At 61.1% G+C, this 16,156-nt stretch carries 12 protein-coding genes, 1 tRNA gene and 1 pseudogene; 3 read left to right on the forward strand and 11 right to left on the reverse strand.

The window, feature by feature from the left end; all coding sequences use genetic code 11:
- Window positions 1-244 precede the first annotated feature (244 nt).
- The 3 genes from AAEZ05_RS08740 to ptsP are packed head-to-tail and all read right to left on the reverse strand — an operon-like array spanning window position 245 to window position 5,798.
- Window positions 245-1,984, reverse strand: a complete 1,740-nt coding sequence (locus AAEZ05_RS08740; protein ID WP_350646927.1) for a PTS fructose-like transporter subunit IIB — start codon at window positions 1,982-1,984, stop codon at window positions 245-247.
- A gap of 11 nt (window positions 1,985-1,995) precedes the next feature.
- Window positions 1,996-2,937 carry a 1-phosphofructokinase gene (pfkB, locus tag AAEZ05_RS08745; RefSeq protein WP_045060028.1) on the reverse strand — a complete coding sequence of 314 codons (942 nt, stop codon included), beginning with the start codon at window positions 2,935-2,937 and terminating at the stop codon, window positions 1,996-1,998.
- Entirely contained in the window at window positions 2,937-5,798 is a 2,862-nt protein-coding gene (gene ptsP / locus AAEZ05_RS08750; RefSeq protein WP_045060029.1) for a phosphoenolpyruvate--protein phosphotransferase, read from the reverse strand. Before ptsP ends, pfkB begins: the two co-directional genes overlap by 1 nt.
- 289 nt (window positions 5,799-6,087) lie before the next feature.
- Between ptsP and cra the strand changes: the two genes are divergently transcribed.
- A complete protein-coding gene (gene cra, locus AAEZ05_RS08755) occupies window positions 6,088-7,083 on the forward strand; it encodes a catabolite repressor/activator (RefSeq protein WP_045060030.1) in 996 nt (331 codons plus the stop codon).
- Window positions 7,084-7,086: 3 nt separating this feature from the next.
- Window positions 7,087-7,887 carry a TatD family hydrolase gene (locus tag AAEZ05_RS08760; RefSeq protein ID WP_350646928.1) on the forward strand — a complete coding sequence of 267 codons (801 nt, stop codon included), beginning with the start codon at window positions 7,087-7,089 and terminating at the stop codon, window positions 7,885-7,887.
- A gap of 165 nt (window positions 7,888-8,052) precedes the next feature.
- Here AAEZ05_RS08760 and AAEZ05_RS30675 read toward each other — a convergent pair whose 3' ends face one another.
- The 4 genes and pseudogenes from AAEZ05_RS30675 to ampD form a co-directional block, all read right to left on the reverse strand.
- Entirely contained in the window at window positions 8,053-8,982 is a 930-nt protein-coding gene (locus tag AAEZ05_RS30675) for a methyl-accepting chemotaxis protein (RefSeq protein WP_442963628.1), read from the reverse strand.
- A pseudogene (locus AAEZ05_RS30680) lies at window positions 8,959-10,050 on the reverse strand (methyl-accepting chemotaxis protein); the annotation flags it as partial. The gene AAEZ05_RS30675 and the pseudogene AAEZ05_RS30680, both read right to left, overlap by 24 nt.
- A gap of 200 nt (window positions 10,051-10,250) precedes the next feature.
- Window positions 10,251-11,087 (reverse strand): regulatory signaling modulator protein AmpE, encoded by an 837-nt coding sequence (gene ampE, locus AAEZ05_RS08770; protein ID WP_045060033.1) that lies wholly within the window; start codon window positions 11,085-11,087, stop codon window positions 10,251-10,253.
- Window positions 11,084-11,644: a 1,6-anhydro-N-acetylmuramyl-L-alanine amidase AmpD gene (ampD, locus tag AAEZ05_RS08775; RefSeq protein WP_045060034.1), complete on the reverse strand. Its 561-nt coding sequence runs from the start codon at window positions 11,642-11,644 to the stop codon at window positions 11,084-11,086. Before ampD ends, ampE begins: the two co-directional genes overlap by 4 nt.
- A 195-nt stretch (window positions 11,645-11,839) precedes the next feature.
- Between ampD and nadC the strand changes: the two genes are divergently transcribed.
- Entirely contained in the window at window positions 11,840-12,688 is an 849-nt protein-coding gene (gene nadC / locus AAEZ05_RS08780; protein ID WP_350599101.1) for a carboxylating nicotinate-nucleotide diphosphorylase, read from the forward strand.
- A gap of 113 nt (window positions 12,689-12,801) precedes the next feature.
- On the opposite strand, the gene AAEZ05_RS08785 is transcribed toward nadC, so the two are convergent.
- From AAEZ05_RS08785 to rpsO, 4 genes are all read right to left on the reverse strand, one after another.
- Window positions 12,802-13,107, reverse strand: a complete 306-nt coding sequence (locus tag AAEZ05_RS08785; protein WP_045060036.1) for a DUF6388 family protein — start codon at window positions 13,105-13,107, stop codon at window positions 12,802-12,804.
- A 135-nt stretch (window positions 13,108-13,242) separates the two neighbouring features.
- A tRNA-Thr gene (locus AAEZ05_RS08790) sits at window positions 13,243-13,318 on the reverse strand.
- A 215-nt stretch (window positions 13,319-13,533) separates the two neighbouring features.
- Entirely contained in the window at window positions 13,534-15,639 is a 2,106-nt protein-coding gene (gene pnp / locus AAEZ05_RS08795) for a polyribonucleotide nucleotidyltransferase (protein ID WP_045060037.1), read from the reverse strand.
- Between the two features lie 195 nt (window positions 15,640-15,834).
- Entirely contained in the window at window positions 15,835-16,104 is a 270-nt protein-coding gene (rpsO, locus tag AAEZ05_RS08800) for a 30S ribosomal protein S15 (protein WP_028623136.1), read from the reverse strand.
- Between the last annotated feature and the right edge of the window lie 52 nt (window positions 16,105-16,156).

A 16,156-nucleotide genomic window follows, 5' to 3' on the forward strand; every position in this document is an offset into this window, starting at 1 on the left:
TCCCGGGATATCCCCTGTGGGAGCAAAGCTTGCTCGCGATGGCGTCTCCAATCCAGCATTGATGTGACAGCTGGACCGCTATCGCGAGCGAGCTTTGCTCCCACAGTCGGCTCTGTGTGCGCCGCCGATACCCTGTAGGAGCGAGCTTGCTCGCGATGGTCGTTAACGAAGACGCGGGGAAGCTGATGCCCCGCGCTGCCCTCGGTCTTTTCGCGAGCAAGCTCGCTCCTACAGGGGACTGCTATCAGGCCTTGGCGGGCTCGAGTGCCAGTTCGACGGCTTCCGGGCGTTTGAGCAGCGCATAGGCCACCGCCGTCACCAGGCTCCCTGCGACGATCGCCAGCAGATAGAGCAAGGCATGGTTGATCGCATTCGGAATGGCCAGCACGAACAACCCGCCGTGCGGTGCCATGAGCTTGCAGCCGAAGTACATCGACAACGCACCCGTCAGCGCCCCACCGGCGATACTCGCCGGAATCACCCGCAGCGGATCCTTGGCAGCGAAGGGAATCGCGCCTTCGGAAATGAAGCACAGCCCCAACACAAAAGCAGCTTTACCCGCCTCCCGCTCTGACTGGGCGAACTTGCGCCGGGCGATGAAGGTGGCGATGCCCAACCCAATCGGCGGCACCATCCCGGCGGCCATGGTCGCGGCCATCGGTGCATAACTCTGCGATGCCAGCAGCCCTACCGAGAAAGCGTAGGCGGCCTTGTTGATCGGCCCGCCAAGGTCGACGCACATCATGCCGCCGAGCAACACGCCCAGCAGGATCGCGTTGGTGGTGCCCATGCTGTCGAGGAAGTGAGTGAGCCCTTCCAGCATCCCGGCTACGGGTTTGCCAACCACATAGATCATCACCAGGCCGGTGAACAAACTGGCGAGCAACGGGATGATCAGGATCGGTTTCAGCGCTTCGAGGCTCTGCGGCAATCGCGCATAACGATTGATCGCCTTGGCGGCATAACCGGCGATGAAACCGGCAATGATCCCGCCGATGAAGCCCGCGCCAAGGGTGCTCGCCAGCATACCGCCGATCATCCCCGGCGCGAGGCCCGGGCGGTCGGCGATCGAGTAGGCGATGTAACCCGCCAGCAACGGCACCATCAGTTTGAATGCGGTATCGCCACCGATCTGCATCAGCGCGGCAGCCAGGGTGCCCTCCTCCTTGAACGCGGTGATGCCGAACACAAACGACAAGGCGATCATCAAGCCGCCTGCCACGACCATCGGCAGCATGAACGACACGCCGGTCAGCAAGTGCTTATAGACGCCCGTCTTCTCCTGCTTGGCGGGGCCTTTGGTTCCACTCGCTGCAGTTTCCTGCGAGCCCTCGGCCAGCGCTTTGTTGAGGGTGGCCTCGGCTTGCTTGAGGGCGATACCCGTGCCGCAACGGTAGATTTTTTTCCCGGCAAAACGCTCGGTCGCCACCTCGATGTCACAGGCCAACAGCACCACATCGGCTTGGGCAATGGCCTCGGCACTCAGCGGATTGCGCGCGCCGACCGACCCCTGGGTTTCGACTTGCAGGTCGTAGCCCAGGCGCTTGGCCGCTTGCTGCAGGGCTTCGGCGGCCATGAACGTATGGGCGACACCGGTCGGGCAGGCGGTAATCGCCACCAATCTCGGCGTGGTCTGGCCGGTGGGCAGTGCCTGGGCAACGGCTTCGGGGGCCTCGTAAATCTGCGCCTCATCAGCGCCCTTGCGCAGCACCGCCTCCACGTCCTGCAGGGCGTGGGCCGGAGTGCTCTGGAACACGCGCTTGCCGACGAATCTCGACATGTCCACAGGCGCACTGGTCACCAGCAATACCCACTCGGCCGCCTCCAGCGTGGCCGCCGACAATTGCCGCTCAGGGTGCGCCGCATCGGTAACTTCGACACTGGTGCTCCAGCCCTGACGCTGCGCTGCAGCATCCAGCAAACGGGCGCACAGCACACTGGTGACCATGCCGTTCGGGCAGGCCGTAACAATGGCTAACTTCATGACAATCCCTCTTATTGTTCTGTCAGGGGGCGTACGCGCACACCCTGTTCGAGCTGCGCCAATTGCGCGGTGTCGCCAATGCCGAAGCCAATCTGGGTCACGGCCATCGCGGCAATCGCCGTGGCGGTGCGCAGGGTCTGTTCAGGCGTGTCGGCGCTGAGCAAACCGTGGAGCATGCCGGCAAGCAACGAATCACCTGCGCCCACCGTGCTGGCGACGCTGACCTTGGGCGGCGTGGCGTGCATCGCCGAGCCAACGCTGAACCAGTTCACACCTTGCGCGCCATGGGAAATCACTACGTGCTCGATACCTTGCGCGTGCAAGCGACTCGCGACTTCGGCCTGCGCAGCCACCGACACCACTTCGCTATCGAATACCTCGGCCAGTTCTTCGGCGTTGGGCTTGATCAGCCAGGGTCCGGCCTTGAGCGCTGCGCGCAGGGCTTCGCCGCTGGTGTCGAGGGCCACCTTCAGGCCGAGATTCTTCAGACGCTCGATCAGTGCCTGCAACCATGCCGGGCTGACACCCTGGGGCAAACTGCCGGCGACGACGACCGCGTCATGATCGGGTGCGATTTCATCCAGGCGGTCAAGCAACGCCTGCTGCGCCGCGGCGCTGACCAGCGGTCCCGGACCGTTGACGTCGGTGATGCGCCCATCGCTCTCGGCGAGCTTGAGGTTGCTGCGGGTTTCACCCGGAACACGAATGAACGCATCGACAAAGCCGCGCCTGGCGAACAGCGTCTCGAATGCCTGGGGATTGTCTGCACCGAGAAACCCGCTGACCGTCAATTGATGCCCGAGGTCTGCCAGTACTTGCGCCACGTTCACGCCCTTGCCGGCCGCGTGGGTGTGCATCTCGTCACTGCGATTGACCTGGCCGGGTTCAAGGCGGGGCAGCTGGACAGTGAGGTCCAGTGCCGGGTTGAGGGTCAGGGTCAGGATCTTGGCCATTACAGGGCCTCCACTAGTGCGCGTACTTCATTCGCGCTGCCGACGGCCAGGGCCTGGCGGGCAACGGTTTGGGCCTGGGTGAGGCTGAGCTCGCGGATGCGCGCCTTGACCTCGGCGATGCTGCGACCAGAGACGCTCAACTCATCCACGCCGAGGCCGACCAGCACTGGCACCGCCAGTGGATCGGCAGCCAGCTCGCCGCACACACCGACCCATTTGCCATGCGCGTGGGCGGCTCGCACGGTGATGTCGATCAGTTGCAGCACCGCCGGGTGCAAGCCGTCCGCCTGCGCCGACAGGGTCGGATGACCGCGGTCGATGGCCAGGGTGTACTGGGTCAGGTCATTGGTGCCGACGCTGAAGAAGTCGACTTCCTTTGCCAGCACCGGCGCCAGCAAGGCCGCCGACGGCACTTCGATCATGATCCCCAGTTGCAGGTCCGCCACAGGGATTTCCAGGCGCAGGCGCTCGGTCATGTCCCGGGCCTGGCGCCACTCGTCGACGCTACCGACCATGGGAAACATGATGCGCAATGGCCGGTTGTCCGCGGCCCGCAACAAGGCCCGCAATTGCGCTTCCATGACCTTGGGACGTTGCAGGGTCAGGCGAATGCCCCGCACTCCAAGGAAAGGGTTTTCTTCCTTGGCGATCGGCCAGTACGGCAAGGGTTTGTCACCGCCGACATCGAGGGTGCGTACCACCAGCGGGCGACCGGCGAGGCCATCGAGCACGCGGCGATATTCCAGCTCTTGCGTGGCCTCGTCCGGCAGTTGCGGATGAGCCATGAAGATCAGTTCGGTACGCAGCAGGCCAATACCTTCGGCGCCCTGCTCCACGGCACTGGTGACACCCGCACTTTCGCCAATGTTGGCAAACACTTCGACGGCGTGGCCGTCGCTGGTCAGGGCCGGTTGATGCCGTTGCTCGGCGGCGGCCTTGAGCCGTTGTTCGCGGGTATCACGTTCTTCGGTAGCGCGCTGCAAGGTGGCGGCGTCGGCGTCCACGTGCAGGCGACCGCGCTGGCCATCCAGAAGCAATGGCGTACCTGGGGCCAGCAGCAACACGGCCGCGCCCGCACCGACCAGGGCCGGAATGCCCAGGGCCCGGGCGACGATTGCACTGTGTGCCGTAGCGCCGCCGCGCGCAGTGAGAATGCCGGCAACCCGCGCCGGGTCGAGACGTGCCACATCGGAAGGACCGACTTCGTCCATCACCAGGATGTAGGGTTGATCCGGCTCGCTCGGCGTCTCGATGCCACAGAGTTGCGCCAGCACCCGGCGCCCGATGTCCCGCAGGTCGGCTGCGCGTTCGGCGAGCAATGCATCCTGCAAGGCTTCCTGTTGCCGGGCCGCCGCTTCGATCACCGCCATCCACGCAGCTTCCGCGCTTTCGCCCTGCTTGAGTCGGGTGTCGACTTCGTCGGTGAGTTCCGGGTCGTCGAGCATCTCCTGGTGGGTGATGAAAATCTCGCGGATGGCCTTGGCCTTGCTCCGTTCGATCAACCCTTGAATGTCTTGCCGCACCTGGGCCAACGCCAGTTTGAGACGCTCGCGCTCGATGGCAGCCGACTCTCCCCGCAGCGGGTATTCGATGGCTTGCAGCACCTGGATATGCGCCGGGCCGATGGCGATCCCGGGAGCGGCGGCGATCGCCTGAACCAGGCTGCCGGATGCCGGTGCCAGAAGCACCTCGGCGATGTCGGTGAGCACTTCTCGCTGCTGGCTCACGGCGGGCAATGGCTCGACTTCCTCACCAAGGCCCTCTTCGATGGCAGCCAGCAGAGCGGGCAACGCGTCAGCGGCAATTCCCGGCTCGGCGACAAATTCCAGCACCTGACCACGGCGCGCGCCAAGGCTCAGCAGCTTGCTCAAACTCTTCACCGACACCGCGCTGTCCTGGCCATCGACGATGCGGACTCGGATCTCGCCGTCAAAACCCTTGGCCAGTTGAGCGAGGATCTTCGCCGGGCGTGCGTGCAGGCCATGGGCGTTGGCCAGGGCGATCCGTGCGCTTGGCCAGTCGGCAGGCAATTCCCCGCCCAGCACTTCGAGGACTTTGCGGCTGCTCGTTGCACGGCCCAGCTCATGGCCACGCCCTTCGATCAACAATGCGCACAGACGCTCGAGCAGGGCCTGATGCGCCTCGCCGAGGCTGGCCAGACAGAACAGGCCACTCAGCGGCTGGCCGAGGTAGCGCATCGGCTTGTCCGGCGTGACGAAGGCCAGGCCAGGACGCTTGACTGTCTGTTCGCTGTGCAGCCACCACAAACCATCGCCCAGCGGCAGCGCTTCAACCTGCTGCAGTACCGCAGCGAAACCATTACTCACACAATCCGCCTGGCGCAGTAGACGGGCACCGCGCCACACCAGCTCTTCGAAGTCGTCGGCGGACACACCCAGGCCAATCATCTGGGCATCCAGCGCCAGTTCCTGCGGTGCGCCCTGCAGGAGTTTGAGCAAGGCTTCGGCGCTGCTGGCACGACGCAGGGCCTGGCCCAGGTCGGTCTCGCCCAAGGCGCGGGTCAGCAGTTGCAGCAGGCGCAGGTGTTCATCGGATTTGGCCGCGATGCCGATCGCCAGGTAGACAATCTGCCCGTCGCCCCAGTCCACCCCTTCGGGGAACTGCATCAGGCGCACGCCGGTGGAAAACACCTGGTCGCGGGTATCCGGGGTACCGTGGGGGATGGCAATACCTTGACCGAGAAAAGTCGAGCCCTGGGCTTCCCGGGCTTGCAAGCCGGCGAGATACCCCTCGGCGACCAGTCCATCGGCAACCAGGTGCTGGGCCAGTAAATGCAACGCTGCGGACTTATCCACGGCCGATTGGCCCATGGATATCTGCTCAATAGTGAGCTCGAGCATGCTTTCTCCTTTTTGGCGCCGACAAGGTGCCAGGTATTGTTTTGGATAGTTCAGCTTAGGCGCTTGTTCAGCAAATTTGGCAGTTTCACGGCAGAACTGGCCAAGGCGCCTTAAACGTAGAAAATACGCCTGCTGAAACGTTTAATCTAGAAAGATTGGCACGTTACTCGATAATGTCCCATCCTTGAAGTCCAGATTGTCGGATGCGCTGCCACAATGGTCGCCTGCCTGAATCGGGTAGGATTGGCGAAAATGTCGGGCAAGCTCGAAAAAACAAGGAAAATCCGAGTTGAAACTCAGTGATATCGCCCAGTTGGCTGGGGTCTCCGTGACTACCGCCAGTTACGTCATCAATGGCAAGGCTGCACAGCAGCGCATCAGCAGCGCCACGGTCGAGCGCGTGCGCGCGGTAGTCGAACAGCATGGCTTCACCCCCAATCCACAAGCGGCAGGTTTGCGCAGTCGGCACACCCGCACCCTGGGGTTCATTCTGCCGGATCTGGAAAACCCCAGTTACGCGCGAATCGCCAAATTGCTCGAACAAGGCGCGCGGGCCCGTGGCTATCAGCTGCTGATCGCCAGTTCGGACGACGCACCCGAGAGCGAGCGGCAACTGTTGCAGCTGTTTCGCGCCCGGCGCTGCGATGCGCTGATCGTCGCCAGTTGCCTGCCCAGTGGCGACGACAGTTATCGCCAGCTGCAAGCCAAGGGAATTCCCATCATCGCGATCGACCGGGTCATGGAACCCGAGCATTTCTGTTCGGTGATCAGTGACGACCGCGAAGCCAGTCTGCAATTGACCCGCAGTCTGTTGCAGCCCTTGCCTACGCAGATTGCCCTGATCGGCGCGCGCCCTGAACTGAGCATCAGCCAGGAGCGTGCTGCAGGCTTCAAGCAGGCGTTGGCCGGGTTTGATGGCGAGGTGCTGATAGAGCACGGCGAGTCCTTCAGCCGCGAATGTGGCAAGCAGTTGATGGAGCAAATGCTGCAACGCCTGGGTCACCTGCCCGATGCACTGGTTACCACCTCCTATGTGTTGTTGCAGGGCGTGTTCGATGCCTTGCACGATTTCCCACTGAAATCCCGGCCGTTGCGCCTTGGCACATTTGGCGACACCCAGTTGCTGGATTTCCTGCCACTGCCGGTGAATGCCATGGCCCAGCAACATCAGCTGATCGCCGACAAGGCCCTGCAATTGGCATTGGCGGCCATCGAGCAGTCGGACTATCAACCTGGCGTGCAAGCCATCGCCCGGACCTTCAAGCAGCGTATTCGCCAGGACTGAATCGTGGAGCTGATCGATACCCACACCCACCTGGACTTTGCCGATTTCGACGCTGATCGCACGGCGCTGCTGGCTGAAACCCGCGCACTAGGTGTGCGGCGGATGGTGGTGCTGGGGGTTTACCAGGATAACTGGCAGCGGGTGTGGGACCTGGTGCAAAGCGATTCTGACTTGTACGCGGCGTTCGGCTTGCACCCGGTTTATCTGGACCAGCACCAGCCTGAGGATCTATCTGAACTGGGTGCCTGGCTTGAGCGCTTGGCCGGCCATCGACAGGTGTGCGCGGTGGGCGAGATCGGCCTGGATTACTTCATAGAAACCCTGGACCGCGAGCGCCAGCAGGCGTTGTTCGAAGCGCAATTGCAACTGGCAGCGGATTTCAACTTGCCGGCGCTGATCCATGTGCGTCGCAGCCATGCGGCCGTGATCGCCACGCTCAAACGCCTGCGCCTGAAACGCGCGGGCATCATCCACGCGTTTGCCGGCAGCAAGGAAGAGGCTCGCGAGTACATCAAGCTGGGGTTCAAGCTCGGCCTGGGCGGCGCCGCGACCTGGCCCCAGGCCCTGCGCATGCACCGGGTGCTGGCCGAGTTGCCCCTGGACGCCGTGGTGCTGGAAACCGACTCGCCGGACATGGCACCGGCGATGTACCCCGGCGAGCGCAACAGCCCGGCGCATTTGCCGGCTATCTGTGTGGCGTTGGCGGCGATCATGGGCGTCAGTGCAGAGCAGTTGGCGGCTGCCAGCAGTGCCAATGCGTGCGCAGTGTTCGATTGGACTATTCCAGCTCAGAGCGGCCTGTAGGAGCAAAGCTTGCTCGCGACTGCGGCATGACAGTCGACATAGGTGCTGAATGTCAGTCCGTCACCGCGAGCAAGCTTTGCTCCTACAGAGGTTGGCTCATACAAAAGTTTGCTTTCACAAAGCCTTGCTTGCGCTGAGTTTGCATCTGCAGGGCCAGCCGGGGTGTCACACCCGGAATGCGCTGATCAGCTGCTTCAACTCCACCACCTGGAGCGACAGTGCCCTGCTCGCGTCTTCGGTCTGGTGCGCCCCTTCGGCCGTCCTTTCGCCCGCACGGTTGATCTCGACGATGTTCTGGTCGATGTCATGCGCCACGGCCGTCTGCTGCTCGACGGCAGCCGCGATCTGCTGGTTCTGGTCGACGATCATGCCGACTGCGTCGAGGATGTTTTCCAGCGCCTGCTGGACTTTCTCCGACTGCCCCACGGTACCGCTGGCCATCTGATGACTGCTGCCCATGGCCTTCACCGCGGCGCCTACGCCACTGTGCAGCTTGCTGATCATTTGCTCGATTTCTTCAGTCGATTGCTGGGTGCGCTTGGCCAGGGTCCTGACCTCATCGGCCACTACCGCAAATCCACGCCCCTGCTCACCCGCCCGCGCGGCCTCGATGGCCGCGTTGAGCGCCAGCAGGTTGGTTTGCTCGGCAATGCTCTTGATCACTTCAAGCACGCGGCTGATGGCCTGGCTGTCGGTGGCCAGTTGATTGATCACCAGCACCGACTGGTCGATTTCCCCGGCCAGAGCGGCAATGCTGCCCTGTTGCGATTGCACGAGCCCGCGCCCGCTAAGCGTCTCGTCATTGACGCTGTGGGCGCTACTGACCGCTGCGGCGGCACTGCGCGCCACTTCCAGGGAAGTCGCCGACATCTGGTTCATGGCGGTCGCCACCTGCTCGATCTGCAGGCGCTGCCCCGCCACGGCCTGGTTGCTGCGCGCGGAGACGTTTTCGACCTGGCCGGCCTGGCGCTCGACTTCACCTACGGTGTGCCCCACGCGCTCGATCAAGTCGTGGATTTTCTTCACGGTTGCGTTGAACACCTCGCCCAACTCACCCAGTTCATCGCGGCTATTGGCGTTGAAGGTTACTGTCATGTCGCCGGCCGCGACCTTGTCCATCATCGCGCCCAGGTTCTTCAAGGTGGTGCGGGTGGACGCGTAGAAACCGCCATACAGATAGAAAATCAGGATGAACACAACCGATAACGCCACAGCCTGCAGCACCATGTGCGTGCGGTTCTGCTCAAGGCGTTGCTGCAGCTGGGTCTCGAGGAATTTCAGGGTGGCTTCATTGAGCTGGTAGGTCTGGCCCATCAGGCCCGTGACCTGGTCGTAGAAACCCTGCCACGGCGCGTCCAGCGTATCAGCCATGACCACCTCCTCTTCAAACAGCTCGCTGGCTTTTTTCAAGGTCGACTGGCTGACATCGGCTTGAGCCGCCAGGCTTTCCCTGGCCGCCTTGCTTGAACCGAGTGCGTCCTGCAGCTTCAGCCCATACTCGCCCTGGAGCTTTTCGATTTGCGCCAACAGCTCGTCGAAGCGGGTGCTCGACGCCGAATTGAGAAAGCCCTGCCCCAGGGAAAACGCACCCATGGCCCGCCCTTCACCCAGCAACTGGGTGACCGCAGGGGTAACGGTGGTAATGAGTTCCGTCAGTTGGCGCATGTCGCTTTGCGTATCGCGGCTCAGGCCGGCCTGACTGGCAATGATCTGGCTGAAAATCTGCGCGCTGCCAAGCAGCTTGCCGATCATGCCACTTTTACTCTGCACGGAGCTCTCGGCCTGCTGGGCCTTGAAGGCAGCGATCATTTCATCGCGCTTGGCCTCGAACACCGCAATCTGTTCCGGGTCCGACGACATGGCGCTCAACCCCTGCAGGCGTGCCAACAGGCTTTGTTCCAAAGCGCTGATTGTCGACTCGACGTTGCCGGCCTTGCCCGACTGCCCCAAGGTGACGTTGATCTGCACCAGGTTGTTGAGCGTTTCCAGATCCCGGCGCAGCGCCAGACTGCTGCCCAGCAGGTCGATGCTTTGCAGTTCGACCCGCGTGCCCTGGAATTCGCGATAGGAATCGCGCACCAGATAAAAGTTGGTCACCAGCATCGGTATGAGGAACAGCACGCTGATCAGGCTGAACTTCATGCCAAAGCTCAGGCGATTCATTAGCGCGACGGCGGGATAGAGCAAGCTCTTCACTGTGAAGTCTCCCTTGGATTTCTTATTGTTATTGGCAGGCGCACAGAGAAAGCAGATAGCCACTATTGAGCGCTGTCTCTGTATAGCTTAAATCGGCGGGAGTTTTTGTAACTTAAGGTTAACGACGAAGATCGTGTGCATCGATCTTCGTCGTCAGGGGGCAGGATTCAGGGAAGGACTGTCCACAGGGCGAAACCGGCGTACCAGAGCACGGCTGCGCGCAGCAGCAGCTCCCAGATCCGGTCGAGGCTGTTGATGCCGTCCGGGCCGACCACCGGTGCGGGGATCTCGCCGGCCACCAGGCCGACTTTTTCGATCAGCTGGGCCGCGCTGATGTCCCAGTTCAGCAGTTCGTGGAGCATGACCCGGCTGACCGCAACAAAGTTGCCGACCAATGCAAAGCTCGCCGCCAACAGGCGTACCGGTATCCAGTCGAAGGCATGGCGCAATTGCGCGGCACGCTCGGCGACTGCGGGGTTCTGGGAGTGGACTTCGGCCAGTGCCAGCAGGCGATAGCTCAGTGCAGCGACCGGGCCCAGCAGGAAGTACCAGAAGATCACCGCGAAGAAACTCTGGTAGGCCTCCCACAGCAAGTGCGCCTGGACGCGTTCGAGCAACTGTTCGCCACTGTCTGCGCAGATAGCCAGATCACGGTTCGCCACATGCCCGGCCGCTTGCAAGTCCTCCCGGCGCCAGGCGTCGCGGAAGGGGCCGAGGCCGGCGAGCAGATCGCCGCGGCCCAGGCTGTAGATCACCACCAGCAAATGCACAGGCAAGGCCAACAAGCCGTAGGCCACTGGATCGAGGACGACCAACAGCAGGCCCAGCAGCGCAACAGGCAGCAACACCAGAATCACCAGCACCAGCCATGGGTGGCTCGCCAGGCGGGGGCTGGCTTCAAGCTTGTGCAGTTCGCGCAACCATCCGCCGTCGCGCTGGACCCGATGACGCAGGGCCGAGAACTTCTCGATCCAGACCGCCAACAGCAACACCAGAAAACTCATTGTTGTTCCTCTTTTGCCAGGGCTGCGCGATAGCGTGCCCAGTCGAACGCTGGCCCCGGATCGGTCTTGCGACCGGGTGCGATGTCACTATGACCGCAAATACGCTGTGGCGTGATGGCCGGGAAAGCCCTCTGCAATTGTCGGGTCAGCCCCGTCAGCGCCTCGTATTGAGCGTCAGTGAAAGGCTGATCATCGGTGCCTTCAAGCTCAATGCCCACGGAAAAATCGTTACAAGTTTCCCGCCCTTCGAAAACCGAGACCCCAGCGTGCCAGGCACGCTCAAGGCAAGAGACAAATTGAGTCAGGGTGCCATCTCGTTCAATCAGAAAGTGCGCGGACACCCGCAGATCGGCAATCCCTGCAAAATACGGATGCTCCGTGACATCCAGGCGATTCTGGAAAAACGCCTGCACCTTGCCGGTGGCGAATTGCGCTGGCGGCAGGCTGATGTTGTGGATCACCAGCAGGGAAATTTCATCCGTAGGGCGCGCATTGAAGTTGGGCGAAGGACAGACCTGGGCACCTTCACACCAACCACTCGCGGGGTCCAACTGCATACCGGCTCCTTCAGGGTCGACTGTATTGGCCCCCAGTATGCCGCGATAGACCCTCCATGCGCGATCACTTGCCACGATTGATCTCCCCGCCCAGGCGACCAAATGCAGGTTTCACCAGCGCGCAGGGCTTCTGATGCCTTGGGTTGCCGCGTGCCATGGCCCTATAATCGGAGCACTTTGTTTGTGGAGCCCTTTATGCCGAATCTACGTCTCGCCGATTTGACTGCCGAAATCGAAGCCAACGTGCGCCGTGCGTTGCTTGAAGATATCGGCAGCGGCGACATCACTGCACAGTTGATCCCGGCAGAACGCCTGGCCAAAGCCACCATCATTACCCGTGACGCCGCCGTCATCGCCGGTACCGCCTGGGTCGATGCCGTGTTCCGGCAGCTGGACCCGCGAGTCGCCGTGCACTGGCAGGTGAGTGACGGCGACCGGGTGCAACCCAATCAGGCGCTGTTTCACCTCGAAGGCCCGGCGCGCTCGCTGCTGACGGGCGAGCGCTGCGCACTGAATTTCCTGCAACTGCTGTCGGGCGTTGCCACTCGCGCCCGGTACCTGGCGGATTTCGTTGCACACACCGAGGTCAAGCTGCTCGACACCCGTAAAACCCTCCCCGGCCTGCGCCTGGCACAAAAGTACGCGGTCACCTGCGGCGGTTGCCACAACCACCGCATTGGCCTGTATGACGCGTTCCTGATCAAGGAAAACCACATCGCGGCCTGCGGCGGCATTCCAGAAGCCATCAACGCCGCGCACAAGATTGCCCCGGGCAAGCCGGTGGAGATCGAGGTGGAAAGCCTGGGTGAGCTGAAGGAAGCGCTGGCAGCGGGTGCCGACATCATCATGCTCGACGAGCTGAGCCTGGATGACATGCGCGAAGCAGTGCGCCTGAACGGTGGCAAGGCGAAGCTGGAGGCCAGCGGCGGGGTCAACGAAAGCACGCTGCTGCCGATTGCTGAAACCGGTGTGGATTATATTTCGATCGGTGCGATGACCAAGGATGTGAAGGCGGTTGATCTGTCGATGCGCTTGAGTATCTGATTTCAATACTGTGGGAGCGAGCCTGCTCGCGATGAGCCTGAAAACACCGTGTTTACCCGGTAAACACGGGTTATCGTAAGCGCCCATCGCGAGCAGGATTGCTCCTGCAAGGGTCAGACGACGAGATTATTCATCTCGCAGTACTCGTCCCACTCCACGCCCAGGACTTCGGCTGCTTCCTTGTGCAAAACCAGGCGCGCAGCTTCGAACTCTTCCGGTGTCGAGGTGTACTTGAGCGTCAGCTCCCAGGGTTGCAGGCCCTGGGATTCTGCTTCGTCCTCGAACGCCCACTGGATCTGGTCTTTCTGATCGTCAGCGGGCAGGTCCTTGATCTCGTCAGCCAGCTGGGGGGACTCAAGCAAATACTTCTTCAGCGCTTCTTCGTGACGAGCTTCCTGGGACACTTCTTTAACGGTCATGGCGTTCTCTTTGATCGGGGGAATGGAAGATGGATCTGGATCATCAAGGATCTCTCTGACGCAAATAAACCGATTGAAGCCCGATTTGTCTGGCCTTCAGAACCATTCGTGGATCATCTGAAAACAACGTGTCGCTGGTGCCCGAGACAGGAATCGAACCTGCGACCTTCGCGTTACGAGTGCGCTGCTCTACCGGCTGAGCTACACGGGCAGTGGGCTAAACCTAGCACTGACTATAGAGTCAGGCAACTTCATACGCCCTAAAAACAAAAGATCGCAGCCTGCGGCAGCTCCTACATTGAAACCGAGTAGGAGCTGCCGCAGGCTGCGATCTTTTGATCTTTCTGTACAGAGCAAAAAAATGCCCCGCAGCGTTCACTGCGGGGCATTTTTTACAACGTCAAAGCTTTCAAGCGAAGGGGGTAATTAAACGCCCGAAGCCTTGGCAGCTGCCACGTCTTTGATGGAGAGCTTGATACGGCCGCGGTTGTCCACGTCCAGTACCAGCACTTCCACTTCCTGGCCTTCTTTCAGAATGTCGGTCACTTTCTCAACGCGAGCGTCGCTCAGCATCGAGATGTGAACCAGACCGTCCTTGCCAGGCAAGATGTTGACGAATGCGCCGAAGTCGACGATGCGCTCAACCTTACCCACGTAGATCTTGCCGATTTCAGCTTCAGCGGTGATGCCCAGAACGCGTTGGCGTGCTGCCTCAGCCGCTTCCTTGGTTTCGCCGAAGATCTTGATCGAGCCGTCGTCTTCGATGTCGATCGAAGCCTTGGTCTCTTCACAGATCGCACGAATGGTCGCGCCGCCTTTACCGATGACATCACGGATTTTGTCGGTGTCGATTTTCATCGCGATCATGGTCGGAGCGTTTTCCGACAGTTCGGTACGCGACTGGCCAATGATCTGGTTCATCTGGCCGAGGATGTTCAGGCGCGCTTCCAGGGCTTGGCCCAGGGCGATTTCCATGATCTCTTCGGTGATGCCCTTGATCTTGATGTCCATCTGCAGCGCGGTAACACCTTTGGCGGTACCGGCTACCTTGAAGTCCATGTCGCCCAAGTGGTCTTCGTCACCCAGGATGTCGGTCAGGATGGCGAACTTCTCGCCTTCTTTAACCAGACCCATGGCGATACCGGCAACCGGTGCCTTCATTGGCACGCCAGCGTCCATCAGGGCCAGGGAAGCGCCGCAGACCGAAGCCATCGAGCTCGAACCGTTGGATTCGGTGATTTCCGATACAACGCGGATGGTGTACGGGAACACGTCGGCGGCTGGCAGCATCGCCTGAACCGAACGGCGGGCCAGACGGCCGTGACCGATTTCGCGACGACCAGCGCCACCCATGCGACCACACTCACCTACCGAGAACGGCGGGAAGTTGTAGTGCAGCATGAACGGGTCTTTTTTCTCGCCTTCCAGGGTGTCCAGCAGCTGCGCGTCACGGGCGGTGCCCAGAGTTGCAACAACCAGGGCCTGGGTTTCACCACGGGTGAACAGGGCCGAACCGTGGGTCTTTGGCAGAACACCGACTTCGATGTTCAGAGGACGTACGGTCTTGGTGTCGCGACCATCGATACGTGGCTTGCCGTTTACGATGTTTTCGCGAACGGTGCGGTATTCGATTTCACCGAAGGCAGCTTTCACTTCGCTGGAAGAAGGCTGGCCTTCTTCACCGGACAGCTTGGCAACCACCTGGTCTTTCAACTCACCCAGGCGAGCGTAACGGTCGGCCTTGATGGTGATGGTGTAGGCCTGGGAGATAGCGTCGCCGAACTCGGCACGGATAGCGCCCAGCAGAGCGGTAGCTTCAGGCTGTGGAGCCCAGGCCCAAGTTGGCTTGGCCGCTTCGGCAGCCAGTTCTTTAACGGCGTTGATCACAACCTGGAACTCGTCGTGAGCAAACAGTACAGCGCCCAGCATCTGATCTTCGGTCAGCTCTTTGGCTTCCGATTCAACCATCAGTACGGCTTCCGAGGTACCGGCAACGACCATGTCCAGGCTCGAAGCTTTCTGTTGCTCGTAAGTCGGGTTCAGCAGGTAGCCGGTGCTTTCGTGGAACGCAACACGGGCAGCGCCGATTGGGCCATCGAAAGGAATGCCGGAGATGGCCAGGGCCGCCGAGGTACCGATCATCGCAGCGATGTCCGGATCGGTCTTCTTGCTGGTGGAGACGACGGTGCAGACAACCTGCACTTCGTTCATGAAGCCTTCTGGGAACAGCGGACGGATCGGACGGTCGATCAGTCGTGAAGTCAGGGTTTCTTTCTCGGAAGGACGGCCTTCGCGCTTGAAGAAACCGCCAGGGATCTTACCGGCAGCGTAAGTCTTTTCCTGGTAGTGAACGGAAAGAGGGAAGAAGCCTTTGCTCGGGTCAGCGGTCTTGGCGCCAACAACGGTCACCAATACGGTAACGTCGTCGTCAACGGTAACCAGCACTGCGCCGGAGGCTTGACGGGCGATACGGCCTGTCTCGAGGGTAACGGTCGACTGACCGAACTGGAATTTTTTGATAACCGGGTTCACGGTGTCCTACCTTCTTTGTGGCTCTTGGGGAACTTGTCTTCTTGCGAAATTCTTGGGCAATGTCGGGAATCGGCCCAACGCCTGTCCAGGGTAAAACGTGTATCCAGATAAAACTTGAGGCTGGGAGCCTGCCATGCGCCAGCGGGAAACCCGCTGACGCACAGCAAACAACCAACCTCATAGCGCAATCGCTTATTAGCGACGCAGACCCAGGCGACCGATCAGAGCGCTGTAACGGCTCACGTCTTTGCCTTTCAGGTAGTCCAGCAGCTTACGACGCTGGTTTACCATGCGGATCAGACCACGACGGGAGTGGTGATCTTTACCGTTGGCCTTGAAGTGACCTTGCAGTTTGTTGATGTTGTGGGTCAGCAGTGCAACTTGCACTTCTGGAGAACCAGTATCACCAACAGCTTGCTGGTAGTCGGCAACAATTTGAGCTTTTTCTTGAACGTCGAGAGCCATGAGGCAATCCTTTTATCAGGAAACTGTTTCAGAAAAACAGTCTCAATAGGCC

It is taken from the genome of Pseudomonas sp. HY13-MNA-CIBAN-0226, from assembly GCF_040310305.1.
GTDB classification, from domain to species: domain Bacteria; phylum Pseudomonadota; class Gammaproteobacteria; order Pseudomonadales; family Pseudomonadaceae; genus Aquipseudomonas; species Aquipseudomonas gregormendelii.